We start from the raw sequence: 15,171 nt of genomic DNA, 5'->3' as shown, positions 1-15,171 counted from the left end.
CGCGGTGCATCCGGTCTTGTGACGGCCCCATCCCGGGGCGTCGCGGAGCCGAAAGGTGACCGTATGAGCAAGACTGACAAGACCCGGCCCTGGTGGGTGCGGATGGCCGAGACACCGATGGTGACCTGCCTGCCCGTGCACGACCACCGGTTCGGGCCGTGCACGCTGCCGGATGAGATCACCGCCGACGGCGTCTCCCAGAGCGTCCGCACGACCGGCTGTTACTGGGGTGCCCCCGCCGGTCTCTGGTTCGGTCACACCGGCAGAGGCGGATACCGGGAGTGGCACTACTTCCTGCGCCAGGAGCGCCGGCGTGACCGCCGCCGGGCACGCCGCGAACTGCGCGCCTATCTCGACGACTGAAGGCCCTCCCGGCGCGGCGGAGCGGGATGCCTTCCCCCCGGAACCCCCAGGAGGCTGGGTATGAGCACGGGCACTCCCGAAGGACGCGCCGGCCGATGAGCCGGCCGGTGTGGCTGCTCGACGTCGACGGTGTGATCAACGTCGCCCGGCCCGGTTGGGGAGGTATCCCGCGTAGAGGGGTCGCCCACTCCGGTGGCTACGCCTATCGCATGCGCTGGGCGCCCGCTCTGATCGACCGTGTCCGCGCGTTGCACCGGACGGGCACGGTCGAGATCCGCTGGTGCAGCACCTGGTGCGCCGACGCCGATGAGGTGGAACGGTTGTTCGCCCTGCCCCGGTTGCCCCGTACCTGGTCGGAGCGCCTTTCCAGTACCGCCGCGGCGGAGGCCAAACTCGCCGCGGCACGCCAGGTCCTGGCGCGAGGGTGGCGGCTCGTCTGGACCGACGACGTCGAGGTGCCCACCGGCGGTCCGGTGCATGACGAGTTGACCAAAGACGGCCGGGCCCTGTTGATCGCGCCGTCGCCCCGCGAGGGTCTGCGGCCCGACCACATGGACGCGATCGAGGGCTTCGTCGCCACTCGGGGTGCCGGCTCCGGAGGCGGGCGGCCCGGACCAGAGGGTGTCTGATAATTCGGCGTTTCGGAGCCAGAGCACGAGCGAGGCGATGGTGACGCCTGCCAGATAGCGGCTGGCCGGCTTGTCGAAGCGGGTGGCGATCGCGCGCCATTGCTTGAGTTCGCCGATGCAGCGTTCGACCAGGTTGCGCTGCTTGTGGGCCAGGGCGTCGAAGGCGTGCGGGCGGCCTCCCAGGTTGCCCCGGCGCTTGTGGTTGGCGATCTGATCGCGGCGTTCGGGGATGACCGCTTTGATGCCGCGCCGGCGTAGGTCGAGCCGGATCTTGCGGGTGGAGTGAGCCCTTGTCGCCGATCATCGTGTCCGGCCGGGTGAGGGGGCGGCCGCCGGCCGGGCGGAGGAACCGCTCCGGCTCCTCAGGTGTGGGATCCGCCACGAAGGCTCCGTACCGGCGGACCTGCTCAGCCGGCAGATACTCCAAAGACACAGTCGGTGACGTTACGAGTTGACTGTGTCGGTGAGAAGCAGCAACACTCTGCGATCTTCGCGACGGCCGAATGTCGATGAGAACCGAGAACGCCTGACGCTGCGAGCCGACGTGTGTCCAGGCCGCCGCCCCCGCACCGGCTGTTGTCAGAACTCATCGACAAGAACATGTCGCCGGGGCGGGCGTTGTCGATTCTCATCGACAAACGTTGCAGCCTCTCACCGACAAAACCAACGAGTGCTTGCGGCTACTACCGCTCAGTACTCCCGAATCGAGATCAACGAACACGACTCATGACCACATGTCGGTACGCTGACCTGCCGGTTCGGCACTTAGCGCTAATACTGACGAGTAGAGTCCCCGGCTTCCCAAGCAGTTCCTAGTCGGTTCCCACATCGGCCAGAAGCTTCGCCGTGCCCTCGGGTGCCTCCACTGGGAAGTGGTGGCTGCCCAGCTCGATGAGAACGATGTCGAGCCGGTCCCCGTAGCGGTCGATCGCTTCCTGCGTCACCAGGTCACGAATCGCGAACACGGTGATCGGCTGCTTCGTCTCGCGCAGTGCCGCGTCCATGTCCCAGCGCATGAGCCCTTCGATGGAACGCAGCCCCGCAGGCTGCCGTACGGCGACCATCTTCTCGAAATACGTTTCCTTGAGAGCCGGATCGGTCCCCGACGGCGAGCCTCCCCCGACGAGGCCCCGCACCCCGGCGGCGAAGTCCTCCCGGAACAGGCGCAGCATCGCTTCGACCTGCTCGTCGCTCATCGCCGGGAACAGGGACAGGTAGTGCAGCGCGTCGAGCGCCACCACTCGCGAGACCGTATCGGGAAGCAGCTTGCCAACCTCGACAGCGACGGCCCCACCGAGGGAGTGCCCGGCCACGACCGCCTTGTTCACCGACTCGGCCTCCAGCACGGCCGCCACGTCGCGGGCGAACTCCTCCATCGTCCACAGCGCCCGCGTCGAGCGCGACTCGCCGTGCTCGGCAAGGTCGATCGCGAGGACACGGTGGTTCTTGGGCAGATGGTTGGTCACCGCGTCGAAGTCGCCGCGGTCGCACGCCCAGCCGTGGATGAGGGCCAGGGCCGGCCCTCCGGCCGGACCGCTGGCCGTGTACCGGACGGTCGTGTGGTCCCCTCGCTGGACCCCCAAGTGCTTCTTGTTCCTGCTTGTCTCCGTCACGATGTCTCCTTATTACTTGTTACGCATTTGCTGAGTGGAGCAGGGCGGGCGCGCGTTCTCAGCCGCACGCGGCCATGACGGTGCGGCGGTTGGCCCGTAGCTGGTTCAGGCGCAGGGCGAAGGCGGAGAACGTGATCACCGCGATCGCCAGCGCGTAGATCACGGTGGCGGTCCTCAGTCCCAGGGCAGTGACGGCGATCCCGCCGAGTACGGCGGGCACGCTGTTGCCCAGATAGTTGATGGTGTTCGCCAGGGCGAAGACCGCGCTGCGCTCGTGCGGCCTGGCGATCCGGGCGAAGGTGCCGAACGTCGCCAGCACCGACGCGCCGAAGCCGAGACCCGCGACGACGGTGCCGGCGGCGGCGAGCCAGGCAAGGTTCTGCGCCACCCCGGCGAGCGAGATCAGGGTGCCCAGCCCGAGCATCGCGGACGAGGGAGCCAGCAGCCAGGAGGCGGATCGGGAGCGGAGCAGGAAGACCGCGAGTGCTCCGGTTCCGGCCAGGAGCGTCACGACGACGCCGCCGATCAGGTGGTTGCGCAGCCCCAGCAACTCGGCCGCGACGGACGGGCCGAGCGAGAGGTACATCCCGGCCAGGGCCCAGGTGGCGATCATCGCCGGCACCACCGGGACGATGTCGGCGTGCAGGTGCGCGGGCATCGCGACCCGGGGTCGCAGGGAGGCGACGGCTCCCGGCCGGCGCGGCGACGTCTCCGGGACGAAGGCGACGCCCACCGCCGCCAGCAGCATCCCGCCGAGCAGCAGCACATAGATCAGCCGGGTCGGGGAGGGGCCGAACTCCACCAGCGCGCCACTGCCGAGAGCACCGGCGGCGAGCCCGGTCAGGGGAGCCACCGAGGTGACGACGCCCGCCCGCCCCCGAGACGGCTCTAGATCGACCAGCGTGGCGCTCAGCGTTGTCGTCGCCGCCCCGGTCGCGATGCCCTGCAACACCCGAGCGGCTGACAGGACGAGTACGTTCCCTGCGACCAGGAACAGGACGAGTGCAATCACCTCCAGCGCGATCGCCGCGGCGAGCACCGGCCGGCGGCCGAGATGGTCCGACAGCGCTCCGACGACGAGCAACGAGCCGAGCAGGCCGAACACGTACAGGGCGAAGACGACCGTCAGCACCCACGCCGTGAACTGCCACTGCTGCTGGTAAATGACATAGATCGGGGACGGGGCGCTGGACGCGGCCAGAAAGAGGACCAGGACGGCGGCCACGGAGGGGAAGGCCCCCTTCCACGGCACGCGGCAGTGCGCACCGCCGACGGGCGGTGTGGGGAGGGCGGAGGACTCAACAGACATGAGCATCTCGCAGTGATCGTTGCGTTAGTGGCTTCAACGTACTACAAAAGCAGTGATCGTTGCGATTATAAAGCAGTGATCAATGCGATACTGATTGCATGCGTCCTGCGCCTTCCTCGCCTCGCGCCGAGAGCCGACCCGGCGGCCGCTCTGCCCGGGTCCGCGCCGCCGTCCATCAGGCCGTTCGCGAACTGCTCAGCGACGAAGCCGACGAACTCACGATCCCGGTGATAGCCGCCCGCGCAGGCGTGCACGCCACCACGGTCTACCGCCGCTGGGGCTCCGTCGGAGACCTGCTCGCCGACGTCGCGACCAGCCGCTTCTCCGGGGACATCGTGGTGCCGGACACCGGAAGCCTGCGCGAGGACCTCGAACGCTTCGCCTCCGACCTCGCCAGGGACCTCAGCGACCCGGACACGCTCAGCTTGGTACGAGCCATCGTCGGCACGGGCGGTGAGAACGCCGGCGTGTGCCGCGCGGAACGCCAGCGGCAGCTCGAAGCCATGCTCGAACGGGAACAGGCCCGGGGTAACGAGACCCCACCCGTCGAACGCGCCACGGACGCCCTGCTCGCCCCCCTCTACTACCGCGCCGTCTTCACCGACCAGGCCCCTACTCCCGAATGGGCACGCACCCTGGTGTCACACCTGCTGCCGGACTGACCACACCCACACCGTCACCCCCCGGCCGGGCGAACATGTGCGGCAGGTCGCAGGCGCACACCGGCCTCCGGGGAGGATCGGACGACCGGATTTTGGCGCTACGCACGACGAGCACATCCGGTACAGGCGGCAACGCGCCGGACGACGCAGAGCCAGTTCTCAGCGCCTGTGTCGCCGGGCCGCGGGGTCGTGCTTGATGTGGGCGGAGGTCTTCTCGCCCAGCTCCAGGTCCGACTTGGCCGGCGGCGCCTCGATCGTGCCCGTGGCCGGCCCCACTCCGGTGACCGACGCCCTTCACCTCGCACGACGCCTCCTGGGAGGCGAGGCCGCACCGCCTCCGTGAGCGACGAACCGCGGACCGCCACCGGAACGTGAGCGCGTGTCGCCGTCCGGCCCGGGTGGCCTCGACCGGCTGATGGTCTACCCGATCAAGAACGAGACGTACGTCCCGGCCCCGGCCGGTGACGCCCGCTCTCATTAAATTGAACGTTTGTACTAGTTTTACTACTGTTCAATTTTATGAGAGCGAAGGGGGCGTGATGGCGGGGCAACGGTTCACGCGGGCAGGGGCGCGCCAGTGGGCGGGCCTGGGCCTGCTGGCCATGCCGACGGTGCTGCTGGGGCTGGACGTGACCGTGCTGTACCTGGTGGCGCCGAGCATGGCGGCCGATCTGTCCCCGTCGGCCACCCAGCTGCTATGGATCATGGACGCCTACGGGTTCCTCGTCGCCGGGTTCCTCGTCACCATGGGCACGCTGGGCGATCGGATCGGGCGACGCCGGTTGCTGAAGATCGGGATGATCGCCTTCGCGGCGGCCTCGGTGTTCGCCGCGTTCGCCCCCACGGCCGAACTGCTGATCCTCGCGCGCGCCCTGCTGGGGGTGGCCGGGGCGACGCTCATGCCCTCCACGCTGTCGCTGATCTCGAACATGTTCCCCGACCCACGTCAGCGCGCGGTCGCGATCGGGGTCTGGGCCACGATGTTCGCGCTCGGGATGGCCGCCGGGCCGATCGTGGGCGGAGCGCTGGTGGACTCCTTCTGGTGGGGAGCGCCGTTCCTGACGGCGGTGCCCGTCGCCCTCGTCGTCCTGGCCGGAGCACGCGCACTGCTCCCCGAGTACGCGGCCCCGGCCACCGGCCGGCCGGACCTGATCAGCGTGGGCCTGTCCCTGGCGGCGATCCTTCCGGTCGTCTACTCCGTCAAGCGCATCCCCTCCGACGGCCCCGGCGGCCCGGCCCTCGTCTGTGCCGTGGCGGGCGTTCTGGCCGGAGTCGTGTTCGTACGTCGCCAACGCCGCCTCACCGACCCCCTGCTGGACGTGACACTGTTCGGCAACCGGGCCTTCACCGTGGCCTTGAGCGTGCTGCTCATCGGCCTGGCCGGAGTCGGGGGCTCGATGTACCTGGTCACGCAGTACCTCCAGCTCGTCGTGGGGCTCACGCCCTTCGACGCGGGACTCTGGATGGGTCCACCGGCGCTGGCGATGTTCGCCGCCGCCATCGGTGCTCCCCTGGTCGCCCGGCGCTTGCGTCCCGGCTCGGTCATGGGTGCCGCCCTCGGGGTGTCCCTCGCCGGGTACGCGCTGCTCGCCACCGCGGGGCTCGACGACGAGATCCCTGTGACGGCCGGCTTCGCGTTCGTCTATCTCGGGCTGGGCGCCCTCGCCGCCCTGGGCACCGACATCGTGGTGGGCGCGGTGCCGGCGACGCGATCCGGGTCGGCGGCGTCGATGTCCGAGACGGTCCAGGAGCTCGGCATCGCCGTCGGCGTCGCCCTGCTCGGCAGCCTCACCACCGCCGTCTACCGTACTCAGGTGACAGTGCCCGAAGGCCTGGCGTCGGAGACCTCCGGTCCCCTCACCGACAGTCTGAACGCGACCGCGGCGATCACCGAGAACCTTCCGCCCGGGACCGTCGAGGCGGCCCGGCAGGCCTTCACCAGCGGACTCAACATCGCTTCCCTGGTCGCGGGGGTCGTCATCGCCGCCGCCACGGTGCTGTGCCTCAAGATGCTGCGTCACGTGCCCGCGCTCGGGGAGGCGCGGAGCCGCGACACGGACGGTTGAACGACGGTCCCACTACCCTGGGGTCGTGCCGAGGAGCAGCATGGACGACGCCACCGACGACGGCGAGCACATCGACGGACGCCGCGCGCGTGGTGAGAGACGACGCGCGGAGATCATCGAGGCCACCCTTGCCGTGGTCACTCGCGACGGCGCGGCGGGCGTCACCCATCGCACGGTCGCCAAGCAGGCCGGCACCACGACGTCCCTGAGCACCTACTACTTCGCGACCCTCGACGACCTGCTCGTCGCCGCCCTCACGAGCGTCGCCGACGCCTACACCGCCCGCATCCGCGACATCATCGACACCCCCGGCGACAAGCTCGCCGGCCTGGCCCGCCTCATCGCCGAGTCCGCCGGTTCCGGACGTGAACGCGCCCTGGCCGAACGCGAGCTGGCGACCCTGGCCGCCCGCCGCCCCCCACTGCGGCCCGTGGCACGCCGCTGGCGGGAGAACATCGCCGAACTCGCCGCCACGCTGACCGACGACCCCGCGGCCATCGCCGCCCTCGTCGCGGCCTCTGACGGGCTGTGCACCGCGATCCTCCTCGACAACGCCCCCGCCGACCCTGATCACATCCAGGCCGTCCTGCAACGAGCCGTCCGCGATTGAACCGGCCGGCCGGCGCGTCCCCGGTGAGCGGCGGCCGCGGGGCCACGCATTCATCGGCGACGCGAGGTTTTCGGCTCCGTGCTTCCGCCGGGCCGACAGGTGGAACGACCTGATTCGGCCTGTAAGAACTCCTCACGCGGGCTCGCCACTCGGGTCGCCACGGCCGGACGCGATGTGACTTTCCGCAGCGTTCGCGGCTTTTTGCGCTCTCAGAAACGGCCGATTGCGCGAAGCCGACGCCACGGACGTTCCGCGGACCGTTCGTTCAATTAATGTTCGCGAAACTCCTCCTGTGAACACGGATTCGGGGAGGCGATTCCGAAAATGCACCGAGCCGATCCGCTCTGCGGCCGGTGACACAGATCCGAGCGGAGGCCGGCGCAGGTGCGTCGAGGTACGGGCCTTTCCCCGCCTCCCATGCCACCGTCCGTGACCGGCCCCGTCGCTCATCGGCGGAACCGAACGCTGTTCTGCGACACGGCTTCAAAAGATATGAACAATCACCTTTGTGAAATCCCCTGCACACACGGCGGGAAGGCTCGCCGCGAGCTTCGGGGCGCCGGTCGGCGTTACCCGGCCCACCATCAGGACTCAGCTCGACCAACCGAAACCCCCGCCTCGCCGGGACCTCCCCTTGACAGGACCTGGTGGGCAACATACTTTCCGCAAGAGTTCTTTAGCAGCACGCCGTGAACGTGAGAGCACATTCGAAGTCTCATCCCCTCACGGACAACCGAAACATGGATTCACGCATCCGCCTGAACCAGGCGCGAGTCTTTCGGGAGGCGGAGCTGCGGCAGAGGTTCTTCGCGCACACATTGGATCGTGAGGGCCCGGGATATATCCCGCGTTCACCTCCGGAGCAAAACCGCGCCATCCCGAAATAGCCGACGTGGAAAAGACGCTTCCCGGCTCCTCGCCGCGGGCCTGGCCGGCACCGCCGTACGTGAGATCGACGTCCACCCGCCCGACCGGAACGGAGACCGCGACATGACCGACCCGTTCGAGGAAGCCGAAGGCACCTACCTGGTCCTGGTCAACGACGGGAACCGGCACGCGCTGTGGCCCTTCGGCCCGAAGGTCCCCGCGGGCCGGCGGGTCGCGCTGGGAACCTCCCCGAGAGCCGAGCGCCTTGACCACGTCGAGGCCAACGGGCGCGGCATCCGGCCCGTGAGCGTCACCCGTGCCTGACACGGTGCACGGCCTCTCGCCGCGCCGGCACCGAGGTTCGCCTCCACGGCGTCCCCATCACCCGGCCGCCCAGGTCCCGGGAAAGGACTGACGTCCCGATGGATATCAGCGTCATGTTCTTCGGGGCCGACAACGTCAGCGGCGTAGGCCATGCCACGAAATACACCGAGATCCTGGACATCGCCAGAGTGGCCGACCGACTGGGCTTCACCGCAGTCTGGACCCCCGAACGGCACTTCCAGCAGGTGGGCCAGGTCTTCCCCAACCCGTCGGTGCTGAGCGCGGCCCTGGCGGTGGCCACCGAGCGCATCGCGATCCGGGCGGGCAGCCTGGTGCTGCCACTGCACCACCCGCTGCGGGTCGTGGAGGACTGGGCCGTCGTCGACAACCTGTCGCGCGGCCGGATCGGCCTGTCGGTGGCCACTGGCTGGCACTCCAAGGACTTCGTGCTCGCCCCCGAGCGGTTCGCCGGGCGGCGCGAGCACGCCCTGGACGGCATCGAACTGCTGCGCCGCCTGTGGTCGGGCGAGGAGGTGGAGTTCACCGACGGCAGCGGCAGGCCGGTCGCGGTACGGCCCCAGCCCACGCCCTACTCGCCCGAGCTCCCCCTGTGGCTGACGACCTCGGGTAACCCGCAGACCTGGAGGACCGCCGGGCGGCTGCGCACCAACGTACTGGCCGCGACGATCGGCCAGACCCGTGAGGAACTGGCCGGCAGGATCGCCCTCTACCGGGAGCTGCACCCAAAGGGCACGGTGACCCTGATGGCCCACACCCACGTCGCCGACGACGCGGCCCGGACGGTAGGTGAGCCGCTCAAGGCCTACCTGAAGTCCTACGTGGCGCAGACCGCCACCAACCGGCTGGACGACGGCCGGGCCGCCCGGCTCACCGAACGGGAGAGCGACGCACTGGCCGAGTTCGCCCTCCGCCGCTACCTGAACTGGGGCGGACTGCTCGGCCCGGCCGAGCGCTGCCGCGAGTTCCTCACCGACCTGAGCGACCTGGGCGTCGACGAAGTGGCCTGCTTCGTCGACTTCGGGCTCCCGGCCGAGCAGGTGCTCGCCGGGCTGGAGCGACTGTCCACGCTGATGACGGAGGCCCCATGAGTACCACGACCCGTTTCGCCGCGCTCCCGCGTGAGCAGCGCGTCACACTCCTGCGCCGCCTCGTCGAGGCAGGGCAGATCGGGGCGATCCCCGACATCGTCCCGCAACGCGACCCCTCCCGGCCGGTACGGCTCAGCCCAGGCCAGGAGGACCTGTGGGTCTACGAGGCGCTCTATTCGGAGTTGTCCGCCCTCAACCTCTGCTGCGCCTACCACTTCGACGGCCCCGTGGCCCCCGGCGACCTCGAAGCCGCCCTGACGATCGTCCAGGAGCAGCACGACATCCTGCGCATGCGCATCACCGGATCGGTCGACGAACTGCGCGCCGACTTCCCCGCCGCGGGGCCCTTCGTCCTGGAGCGGGCCGAACTACGTGGCCCCCTCCACGACGAGCTGACCGCCTACAGCCGACGGCGCTTCGACCTCAGCAGGGACCGGCTGATCCGGGGACGCTTCATCAGGGTTGACGAAAAGCGCTCGACCCTGGTCCTGGCACTGCATCACATCGTGACCGACTGGTTCTCCTTCGACATCCTGCACAGGGAGTTCACCGCCGCCTACAAGACCGTGCGCGACGGCACCCCGCCGGTACTCGGCCGCCCGGAGATCCAGTACCCCGACTTCGCCTCGTGGCAGCGCGAACTGGAGGAGGCCGGGGTACTCCAGGCCCAGCTGGGCTTCTGGCGCGACTATCTGGGCGCCCCTCCGCCCCCGCTGACCGTGGGGCCGCTCGGCGCGCCGCGCGGCCCGTTCGGCATCACGCGGCTTCCCTTCCACATCGACCTGGAGGGAGAGGCGGCGATCCGCGCGCTGGCCAGGGAGCGGGGCGCGACCGTCTACGGCGTCCTGATGACCGCCTTCGCGGTGCTCGCCCACCGGCTGAGCGGCCAGGACGACATGACGATCGGCACGCCCGTCGCCAACCGGGCGGCCAAGGGCCTGGAACGCGTCATCGGCTACGTCATGAACGAGGTTCCCACCCGCTGGCACTTCGAGCCGGAGACGACCTTCGCCGACCTGCTGAGCCGCTTCACCGCCGACTTCCCGCGCCTGCTCGACAACGCCGACGTACCCGTGGGGCGGATCGTCAGCGCGATCCGCCCCGAGCGGGTCGTCGGGCGCTCGCCGTTGTTCCAGTGGGTCTTCATGTACCTGACCCGCCAGGAGAGCGTGCGGATGTTGCAGGAGATCGCCGAGCCGGAGCGCGTGCAGACCGGCGGCGAGCACGACGTGATGGGGATCGTGCGCGACACCGAGGACGGTCTCGCGGGGGCGCTGGAGGTCCGCATCGACCTCTACGACCCCGAGGCGGTCCGCGCCTGGGCCGACGGCTTCACCGTCCTGCTGGCCGACCTGGTGCGCTCCCCTGACACGCCGATCTCCCACGCGGCGCTGCTGTCTGGAGAGACACCCGGCGCCGCCGTCCCCCGGGAGCTGCCCGCCACCTCGCCGGCGGATCTGGCGGTACGGCAGGCGGCCCTCTCACCGGACGCCGTGGCGGTCGAGTCGGAGCAGGAGGCGGTGACCTACGCCGAGCTGATCGCGCGGGCCGACCGCCTGGCCGGGGCGCTGCGCGAGTGCGGCGCCGGTCCGGAGCGGATCGTCGCACTCGTCCTCGGCCGGTCGGTGGAGCTGGTGGTGGGCATCCTCGCGGTCCAGCGCGCCGGAGCCGCCTTCCTGCCCATCGACCCCGAATACCCGCAGGACCGGATCGCGTTCATCCTGCGGGACGCCGCGCCGGTGGCCGTCGTGGCCGACCCGGCGACGCCCTTACCGGAGACGGGCGTCTCGCGGTTGTCGCCCGGCGACTCCGGCCGGGCCCCGCTCCCGCGGGCCTTCCAACCGCTGCAGGCCGCGCACGTCTACTACACCTCCGGATCCACCGGCACCCCCAAGGGCGTCGTGGCCTCGCACACCGGGCACGCGACGCTGGCCGTCTCCCTGGTCGAACAGCTCCGGATCGACGCCTCCAGCCGGATACTGCAGCTGAGCGCCCCGACCTTCGACGTCCTGGTCGGCGAGCTGTGCATGGCCTTCGGCTCCGGCGGCACACTCGTCGTCACCAGGCCCGGTCCCCTGACGGGCCGGGAGCTGGCGGAGGTGCTCGTGGAGCGCGAGATCACCGGCACCTTCATCTCACCGACGATCCTGGCCAGCGTGCCGCCGGGCGAGTATCCGGCGCTGCGCGTGATCGCCACCATCGGCGAGGTCTGCTCCGCCGAGCTGGTGCGGGCCTGGGCGAACAGCAGGCGCCGCTTCCACAACACCTACGGGCCGACCGAGGGCACGGTCCTGGCGACCCTGAGCACGGAGCAGCCCCAGGGGCTCCCGCCGATCGGCCTGCCCATGGACAACGTCGGGGCCTACGTGCTGGACGCCCGGCTGCGCCCGGTACCCGTGGGCGTGCCCGGCGAGCTCTACCTGACCGGGGACCTCCTGGCGCGCGGCTATCTCAACCGGCCCGGGCTGACCGCCGAGCGTTTCGTGGCCTGCCCGTTCGAGCCCGGCGCGCGCATGTACCGGACCGGGGACCTCGCACGCAGGCGGCCCGACGGGCAGCTGGACTTCCTCAGCCGCACCGACGACCAGATGAAGGTGTCCGGCGTACGCGTCGAGCCGGGCGAGATCGAGGCGGTCCTTTCCGCCCACCCCTCGGTGAGCGGCGCCGCCGTGGTCCTGCGGGACGGACGCCTGATCGCCTACGTGGTGCCGCACGGCGAGCTCGACCAGGACGCGCTCATCGCCCACACGGCGGCCCGGCTGCCGGTCCAGATGGTGCCCGGCGCCTTCGTCGAGCTGGCGAGCCTGCCCCTGACCCGCAGTGGCAAGCTCCACCGGGCCGCCCTGCCCGCGCCGCCGCGCCGGGCCGGGACCCGTGCCCCCACCGGCGCCGTGGAGGCCCGGCTCTGCGAGTTGTTCGCCGAGTTCCTCAAGGTCGACGACGTCGGAGCGCAGGACAGCTTCTTCGCCCTGGGCGGCGACAGCATCGCGGCCCTCCAGCTCGTCTCCCGGGCCAGGGAGGAGGCGATCGTCCTCACCCCGAAGGACGTCTTCGTCGCACGGACCCCGGCCAGGCTCGCCGCGCTCGCCGGAGCCACGGGCGAGGTGGCGACCGACTCGCCGGTCGGGCGCTTCCCCCTCACCCCGATCATGCACCGGTGGCGCGAGCACCACGGCCCGCTGCACGCCTTCGCGCTGTCAGCCCTGCTGCCGGTGCCCGACGACGCCGACGCCGAGCGCATCGGTCGAGCGCTCCAGATCCTGACCGAACGGCACGCGAGCCTGCGGACGCGGCTCGTCCGCCACTCCGGCGAGCACTGGGAACTAGAGGTCCCGGCGACCGCCGAGCCGGTGGGGCTCGGCGGGGTCGCCCTGGATCCCGAGAAGGGCAGGATGCTCCAGGCCGTCTGGCAGAAGGAGGCGGGCAAGCTTCTCCTCACCGTGCACCGCCTGGCCGCCGACGGCGTGTCCTTGCGCATCCTGGCCGCCGAGATGGCGGTACTGCTGTCGGGAGCCGATATGCCTCCTCCGCGCGGGACCTCCGTGCAACGCTGGTCCACACTGCTGCACGAGCAGGCGGTAAGCCCGGCGCGCCTGGCCGAGCTGTCCTTCTGGACCGGGATGGACACGGGCGAGGAGGCCGGGCTGGTGCCCGGCAGGACGAGCGGCGGCAGCCGTACCACCCTGACCAGGACCCTCGCGCCCGAGATCACCGAGGCGGTGCTCACCCGGCTGCCCACCGCCTACCGCTGCGGGCCGGACCACGTGCTGCTGGCCGCGCTGACCGCCGCGGCGGCCAGGTGGCGCGGCCACGGCAACGCCCTGCTGGTCGAACTGGAGGGCCACGGACGCGAGGAGCCGACCGGCGACGTGGACCTCTCGGCGACCGTCGGCTGGTTCACCGCGCAGTACCCGGTCCGGCTGGAGGCCGCGGAAGGGTTCTGGGACGGCGCGGCCGGCGTCACGCTGAAGCAGGTCAAGGAGCAGCTGCGGGCGGTTCCCGGCGGCGGGCTCGGCTACGGCATGTTGCGTTATCTCAACCCGGACACCGCACCACGGCTGGCCGCCTCGCCCGGGCCCGACCTGCGCTTCAACTATCTCGGGCGCTTCTCCGGCGGCGACCTGGAACCGGTCGGCACGACCGACGTGCCGACGGCCTACGCCGTGGAACTCGACGTGATCGCCGACGGACCCCACCTGGTGGCCGTCTGGTCCTACGCCGGCATGTCGGCAGAGGAGGCCGAGGCCCTGGCCGACCTGTGGTTCGAAGCGCTCGGCGTGCTCGCCAGGGAACAGGGGGGCGGCTCGACCAGCTCGGACTTCCCGCTGGTCGAGCTCTCGCAGGAACAGGTCGACGCGCTGGAGGCGGCGGTGGGGTCCAGGCTGTCGGACATCCTGCCCCTCTCCCCCACCCAGGAGGGCATGCTCTACCGTGCGCTCCTGGTCGAGTCCGGGCCGGACGTCTACATGATGCAGGGCCGGTTCCGGATCGACGGGCCGGTGGACGTGGCGGCACTGCGGCGGGCGGTCGACACCCTGGTGGAACGGCACGCCGGCCTGCGCGCCTGCTTCCGGTACAAGGCGGGGCTGCGCAGGCCGGTGCAACTGGTGCCGGAACACGTGTCCGTCCCCTTCGTCGAGGTGGACGGACAGACGATGGAGGAGGTGATGGCGGCAGACCGGATCAGGCCCTTCGACGTCACCAGACCACCGCTGCTCCGCGCCGCGCTGGTCGGCTCAGAACTGCTGCTGACGGTCCACCACCTCCTGATCGACGGCTGGTCGAAGCCCCTCCTGGCCCGCGAGCTCATCGCGCTGTACGAGGGCGAGACGCTGCCGCCCGCCCCCCAGTTCCGCGACTACCTGGCCTGGCTCCGCGCCCAGGAGTCGGACAAGGCCACGGCCGCCTGGGAACCGGTCCTGGCGGGGCTGCCCGGTCCCACCCGCCTGCATCCGGACGCCCTCGACAGCGTGATCCCGCACACGCTCGACCTCGAACTCACCGAAGAGCTGAGCAGGAGGCTGCGCGAGCGGGCCCGCGCGGTCGACGTCACGCTCTACATCCTCGCCCAGGCCGCCTGGGCCATGGTCCTCGCCCAGATGACCGGCCAGGACGACGTCGTCTTCGGCACCATCGTCTCCGGCCGCCCGCCCGAGATCCCCGGAATCGAGTCGATGATCGGCCTGTTCATCAACGCGCTGCCGGTACGGGTCAGGCTCGGCGACAACCTCCTGGCCCGCCTGCAGGACGAGCACGCCCGGCTGGCCGCCCACCAGTACGTGCGCCTGGCCGACCTGCAACGGCTGGCCGGGCACCGCGACCTGTTCGACACCGCGCTGGGCTTCGAGAACTATCCCCGCGACGGCCTGGACCGTCCCGGGCGCCTGCGGCTGGCCGAGGTCTGGGACTCCTCGCACTACCCGCTGGCCGTCATGATCGATCCGGCTGACCGGCTGTACATACGGCTGGCCTACCGGCCCGACTGCCGCACCCGCACCGAGGCCGCGCTGATCATGGGACGCCTCGTGCATGCCTTCGAACAGCTGGCGGACGGGGCCGAGTAGGTGAACCCGCCTCCTTCCGGCGGAGTGGAACAACACCGTCACCCCACGGTTCGCC

The 15,171-nt window shown here is 70.6% G+C and carries 11 protein-coding genes; 9 read left to right on the top strand and 2 right to left on the bottom strand.

All coding sequences use genetic code 11. The annotated features are described in order from the left end of the window. Positions 1 to 63 precede the first annotated feature (63 nt). From ABT340_RS20065 to ABT340_RS42485, 3 genes are all read left to right on the top strand, one after another. Positions 64 to 363, top strand: coding sequence for a hypothetical protein (locus ABT340_RS20065; protein WP_352012278.1), 300 nt, complete (start codon positions 64 to 66; stop codon positions 361 to 363). A 95-nt stretch (positions 364 to 458) separates the two neighbouring features. Beyond that, positions 459 to 992: an HAD domain-containing protein gene (locus tag ABT340_RS20060; protein ID WP_352012277.1), complete on the top strand. Its 534-nt coding sequence runs from the start codon at positions 459 to 461 to the stop codon at positions 990 to 992. A 99-nt stretch (positions 993 to 1,091) separates the two neighbouring features. Then, positions 1,092 to 1,250, top strand: coding sequence for a hypothetical protein (locus ABT340_RS42485; RefSeq protein ID WP_386197079.1), 159 nt, complete (start codon positions 1,092 to 1,094; stop codon positions 1,248 to 1,250). A gap of 554 nt (positions 1,251 to 1,804) precedes the next feature. Here the strand turns inward: ABT340_RS42485 and ABT340_RS20050 are convergent. Both ABT340_RS20050 and ABT340_RS20045 read right to left on the bottom strand, forming a co-directional pair. Beyond that, positions 1,805 to 2,605, bottom strand: a complete 801-nt coding sequence (locus ABT340_RS20050) for an alpha/beta fold hydrolase (protein WP_352012276.1) — start codon at positions 2,603 to 2,605, stop codon at positions 1,805 to 1,807. A gap of 58 nt (positions 2,606 to 2,663) precedes the next feature. After that, positions 2,664 to 3,914, bottom strand: a complete 1,251-nt coding sequence (locus tag ABT340_RS20045; protein WP_352012275.1) for an MFS transporter — start codon at positions 3,912 to 3,914, stop codon at positions 2,664 to 2,666. Between the two features lie 98 nt (positions 3,915 to 4,012). Between ABT340_RS20045 and ABT340_RS20040 the strand changes: the two genes are divergently transcribed. The 6 genes from ABT340_RS20040 (at position 4,013) to ABT340_RS20015 (ending at position 15,116) form a co-directional block, all read left to right on the top strand. After that, on the top strand, positions 4,013 to 4,576 hold the full coding sequence (locus tag ABT340_RS20040; RefSeq protein WP_352012274.1) for a TetR/AcrR family transcriptional regulator: 564 nt from the start codon (positions 4,013 to 4,015) through the stop codon (positions 4,574 to 4,576). A 539-nt stretch (positions 4,577 to 5,115) separates the two neighbouring features. Continuing rightward, positions 5,116 to 6,642, top strand: a complete 1,527-nt coding sequence (locus ABT340_RS20035) for an MFS transporter (RefSeq protein WP_352012273.1) — start codon at positions 5,116 to 5,118, stop codon at positions 6,640 to 6,642. 40 nt (positions 6,643 to 6,682) lie between these two features. Then, positions 6,683 to 7,252, top strand: coding sequence for a TetR/AcrR family transcriptional regulator (locus ABT340_RS20030; RefSeq protein ID WP_352012426.1), 570 nt, complete (start codon positions 6,683 to 6,685; stop codon positions 7,250 to 7,252). A gap of 990 nt (positions 7,253 to 8,242) precedes the next feature. Further along, entirely contained in the window at positions 8,243 to 8,443 is a 201-nt protein-coding gene (locus ABT340_RS20025; protein WP_352012272.1) for an MbtH family protein, read from the top strand. A 98-nt stretch (positions 8,444 to 8,541) separates the two neighbouring features. Next, positions 8,542 to 9,552 carry a MupA/Atu3671 family FMN-dependent luciferase-like monooxygenase gene (locus tag ABT340_RS20020; protein ID WP_352012271.1) on the top strand — a complete coding sequence of 337 codons (1,011 nt, stop codon included), beginning with the start codon at positions 8,542 to 8,544 and terminating at the stop codon, positions 9,550 to 9,552. Further along, positions 9,549 to 15,116 carry a non-ribosomal peptide synthetase gene (locus ABT340_RS20015; protein WP_352012270.1) on the top strand — a complete coding sequence of 1,856 codons (5,568 nt, stop codon included), beginning with the start codon at positions 9,549 to 9,551 and terminating at the stop codon, positions 15,114 to 15,116. The genes ABT340_RS20020 and ABT340_RS20015 overlap by 4 nt, the downstream gene beginning before the upstream one ends. The last annotated feature ends 55 nt before the right edge of the window (positions 15,117 to 15,171 follow it).

The organism is Streptosporangium sp. NPDC000239 (assembly GCF_040300765.1).
Taxonomy (GTDB): Bacteria; Actinomycetota; Actinomycetes; order Streptosporangiales; family Streptosporangiaceae; genus Streptosporangium.
Note: the sequence above shows the minus strand (reverse complement) of the source record. Positions and strands in the feature narration are given on the sequence as shown.

Excerpts from the sequence above, each read along its gene's own strand:
- ABT340_RS20045 (WP_352012275.1), bottom strand. The coding sequence starts at position 3,914 with ATGTCTGTTGAGTCCTCCGCCCTCCCCACACCGCCCGTCGGCGGTGCG.
- ABT340_RS20035 (WP_352012273.1), top strand. The coding sequence starts at position 5,116 with ATGGCGGGGCAACGGTTCACGCGGGCAGGGGCGCGCCAGTGGGCGGGC.
- ABT340_RS20030 (WP_352012426.1), top strand. The coding sequence starts at position 6,683 with ATGGACGACGCCACCGACGACGGCGAGCACATCGACGGACGCCGCGCG.
- ABT340_RS20020 (WP_352012271.1), top strand. The coding sequence starts at position 8,542 with ATGGATATCAGCGTCATGTTCTTCGGGGCCGACAACGTCAGCGGCGTA.
- ABT340_RS20015 (WP_352012270.1), top strand. The coding sequence starts at position 9,549 with ATGAGTACCACGACCCGTTTCGCCGCGCTCCCGCGTGAGCAGCGCGTC.
- ABT340_RS20040 (WP_352012274.1), top strand. The coding sequence starts at position 4,013 with ATGCGTCCTGCGCCTTCCTCGCCTCGCGCCGAGAGCCGACCCGGCGGC.
- ABT340_RS20065 (WP_352012278.1), top strand. The coding sequence starts at position 64 with ATGAGCAAGACTGACAAGACCCGGCCCTGGTGGGTGCGGATGGCCGAG.
- ABT340_RS20060 (WP_352012277.1), top strand. The coding sequence starts at position 459 with ATGAGCCGGCCGGTGTGGCTGCTCGACGTCGACGGTGTGATCAACGTC.
- ABT340_RS20025 (WP_352012272.1), top strand. The coding sequence starts at position 8,243 with ATGACCGACCCGTTCGAGGAAGCCGAAGGCACCTACCTGGTCCTGGTC.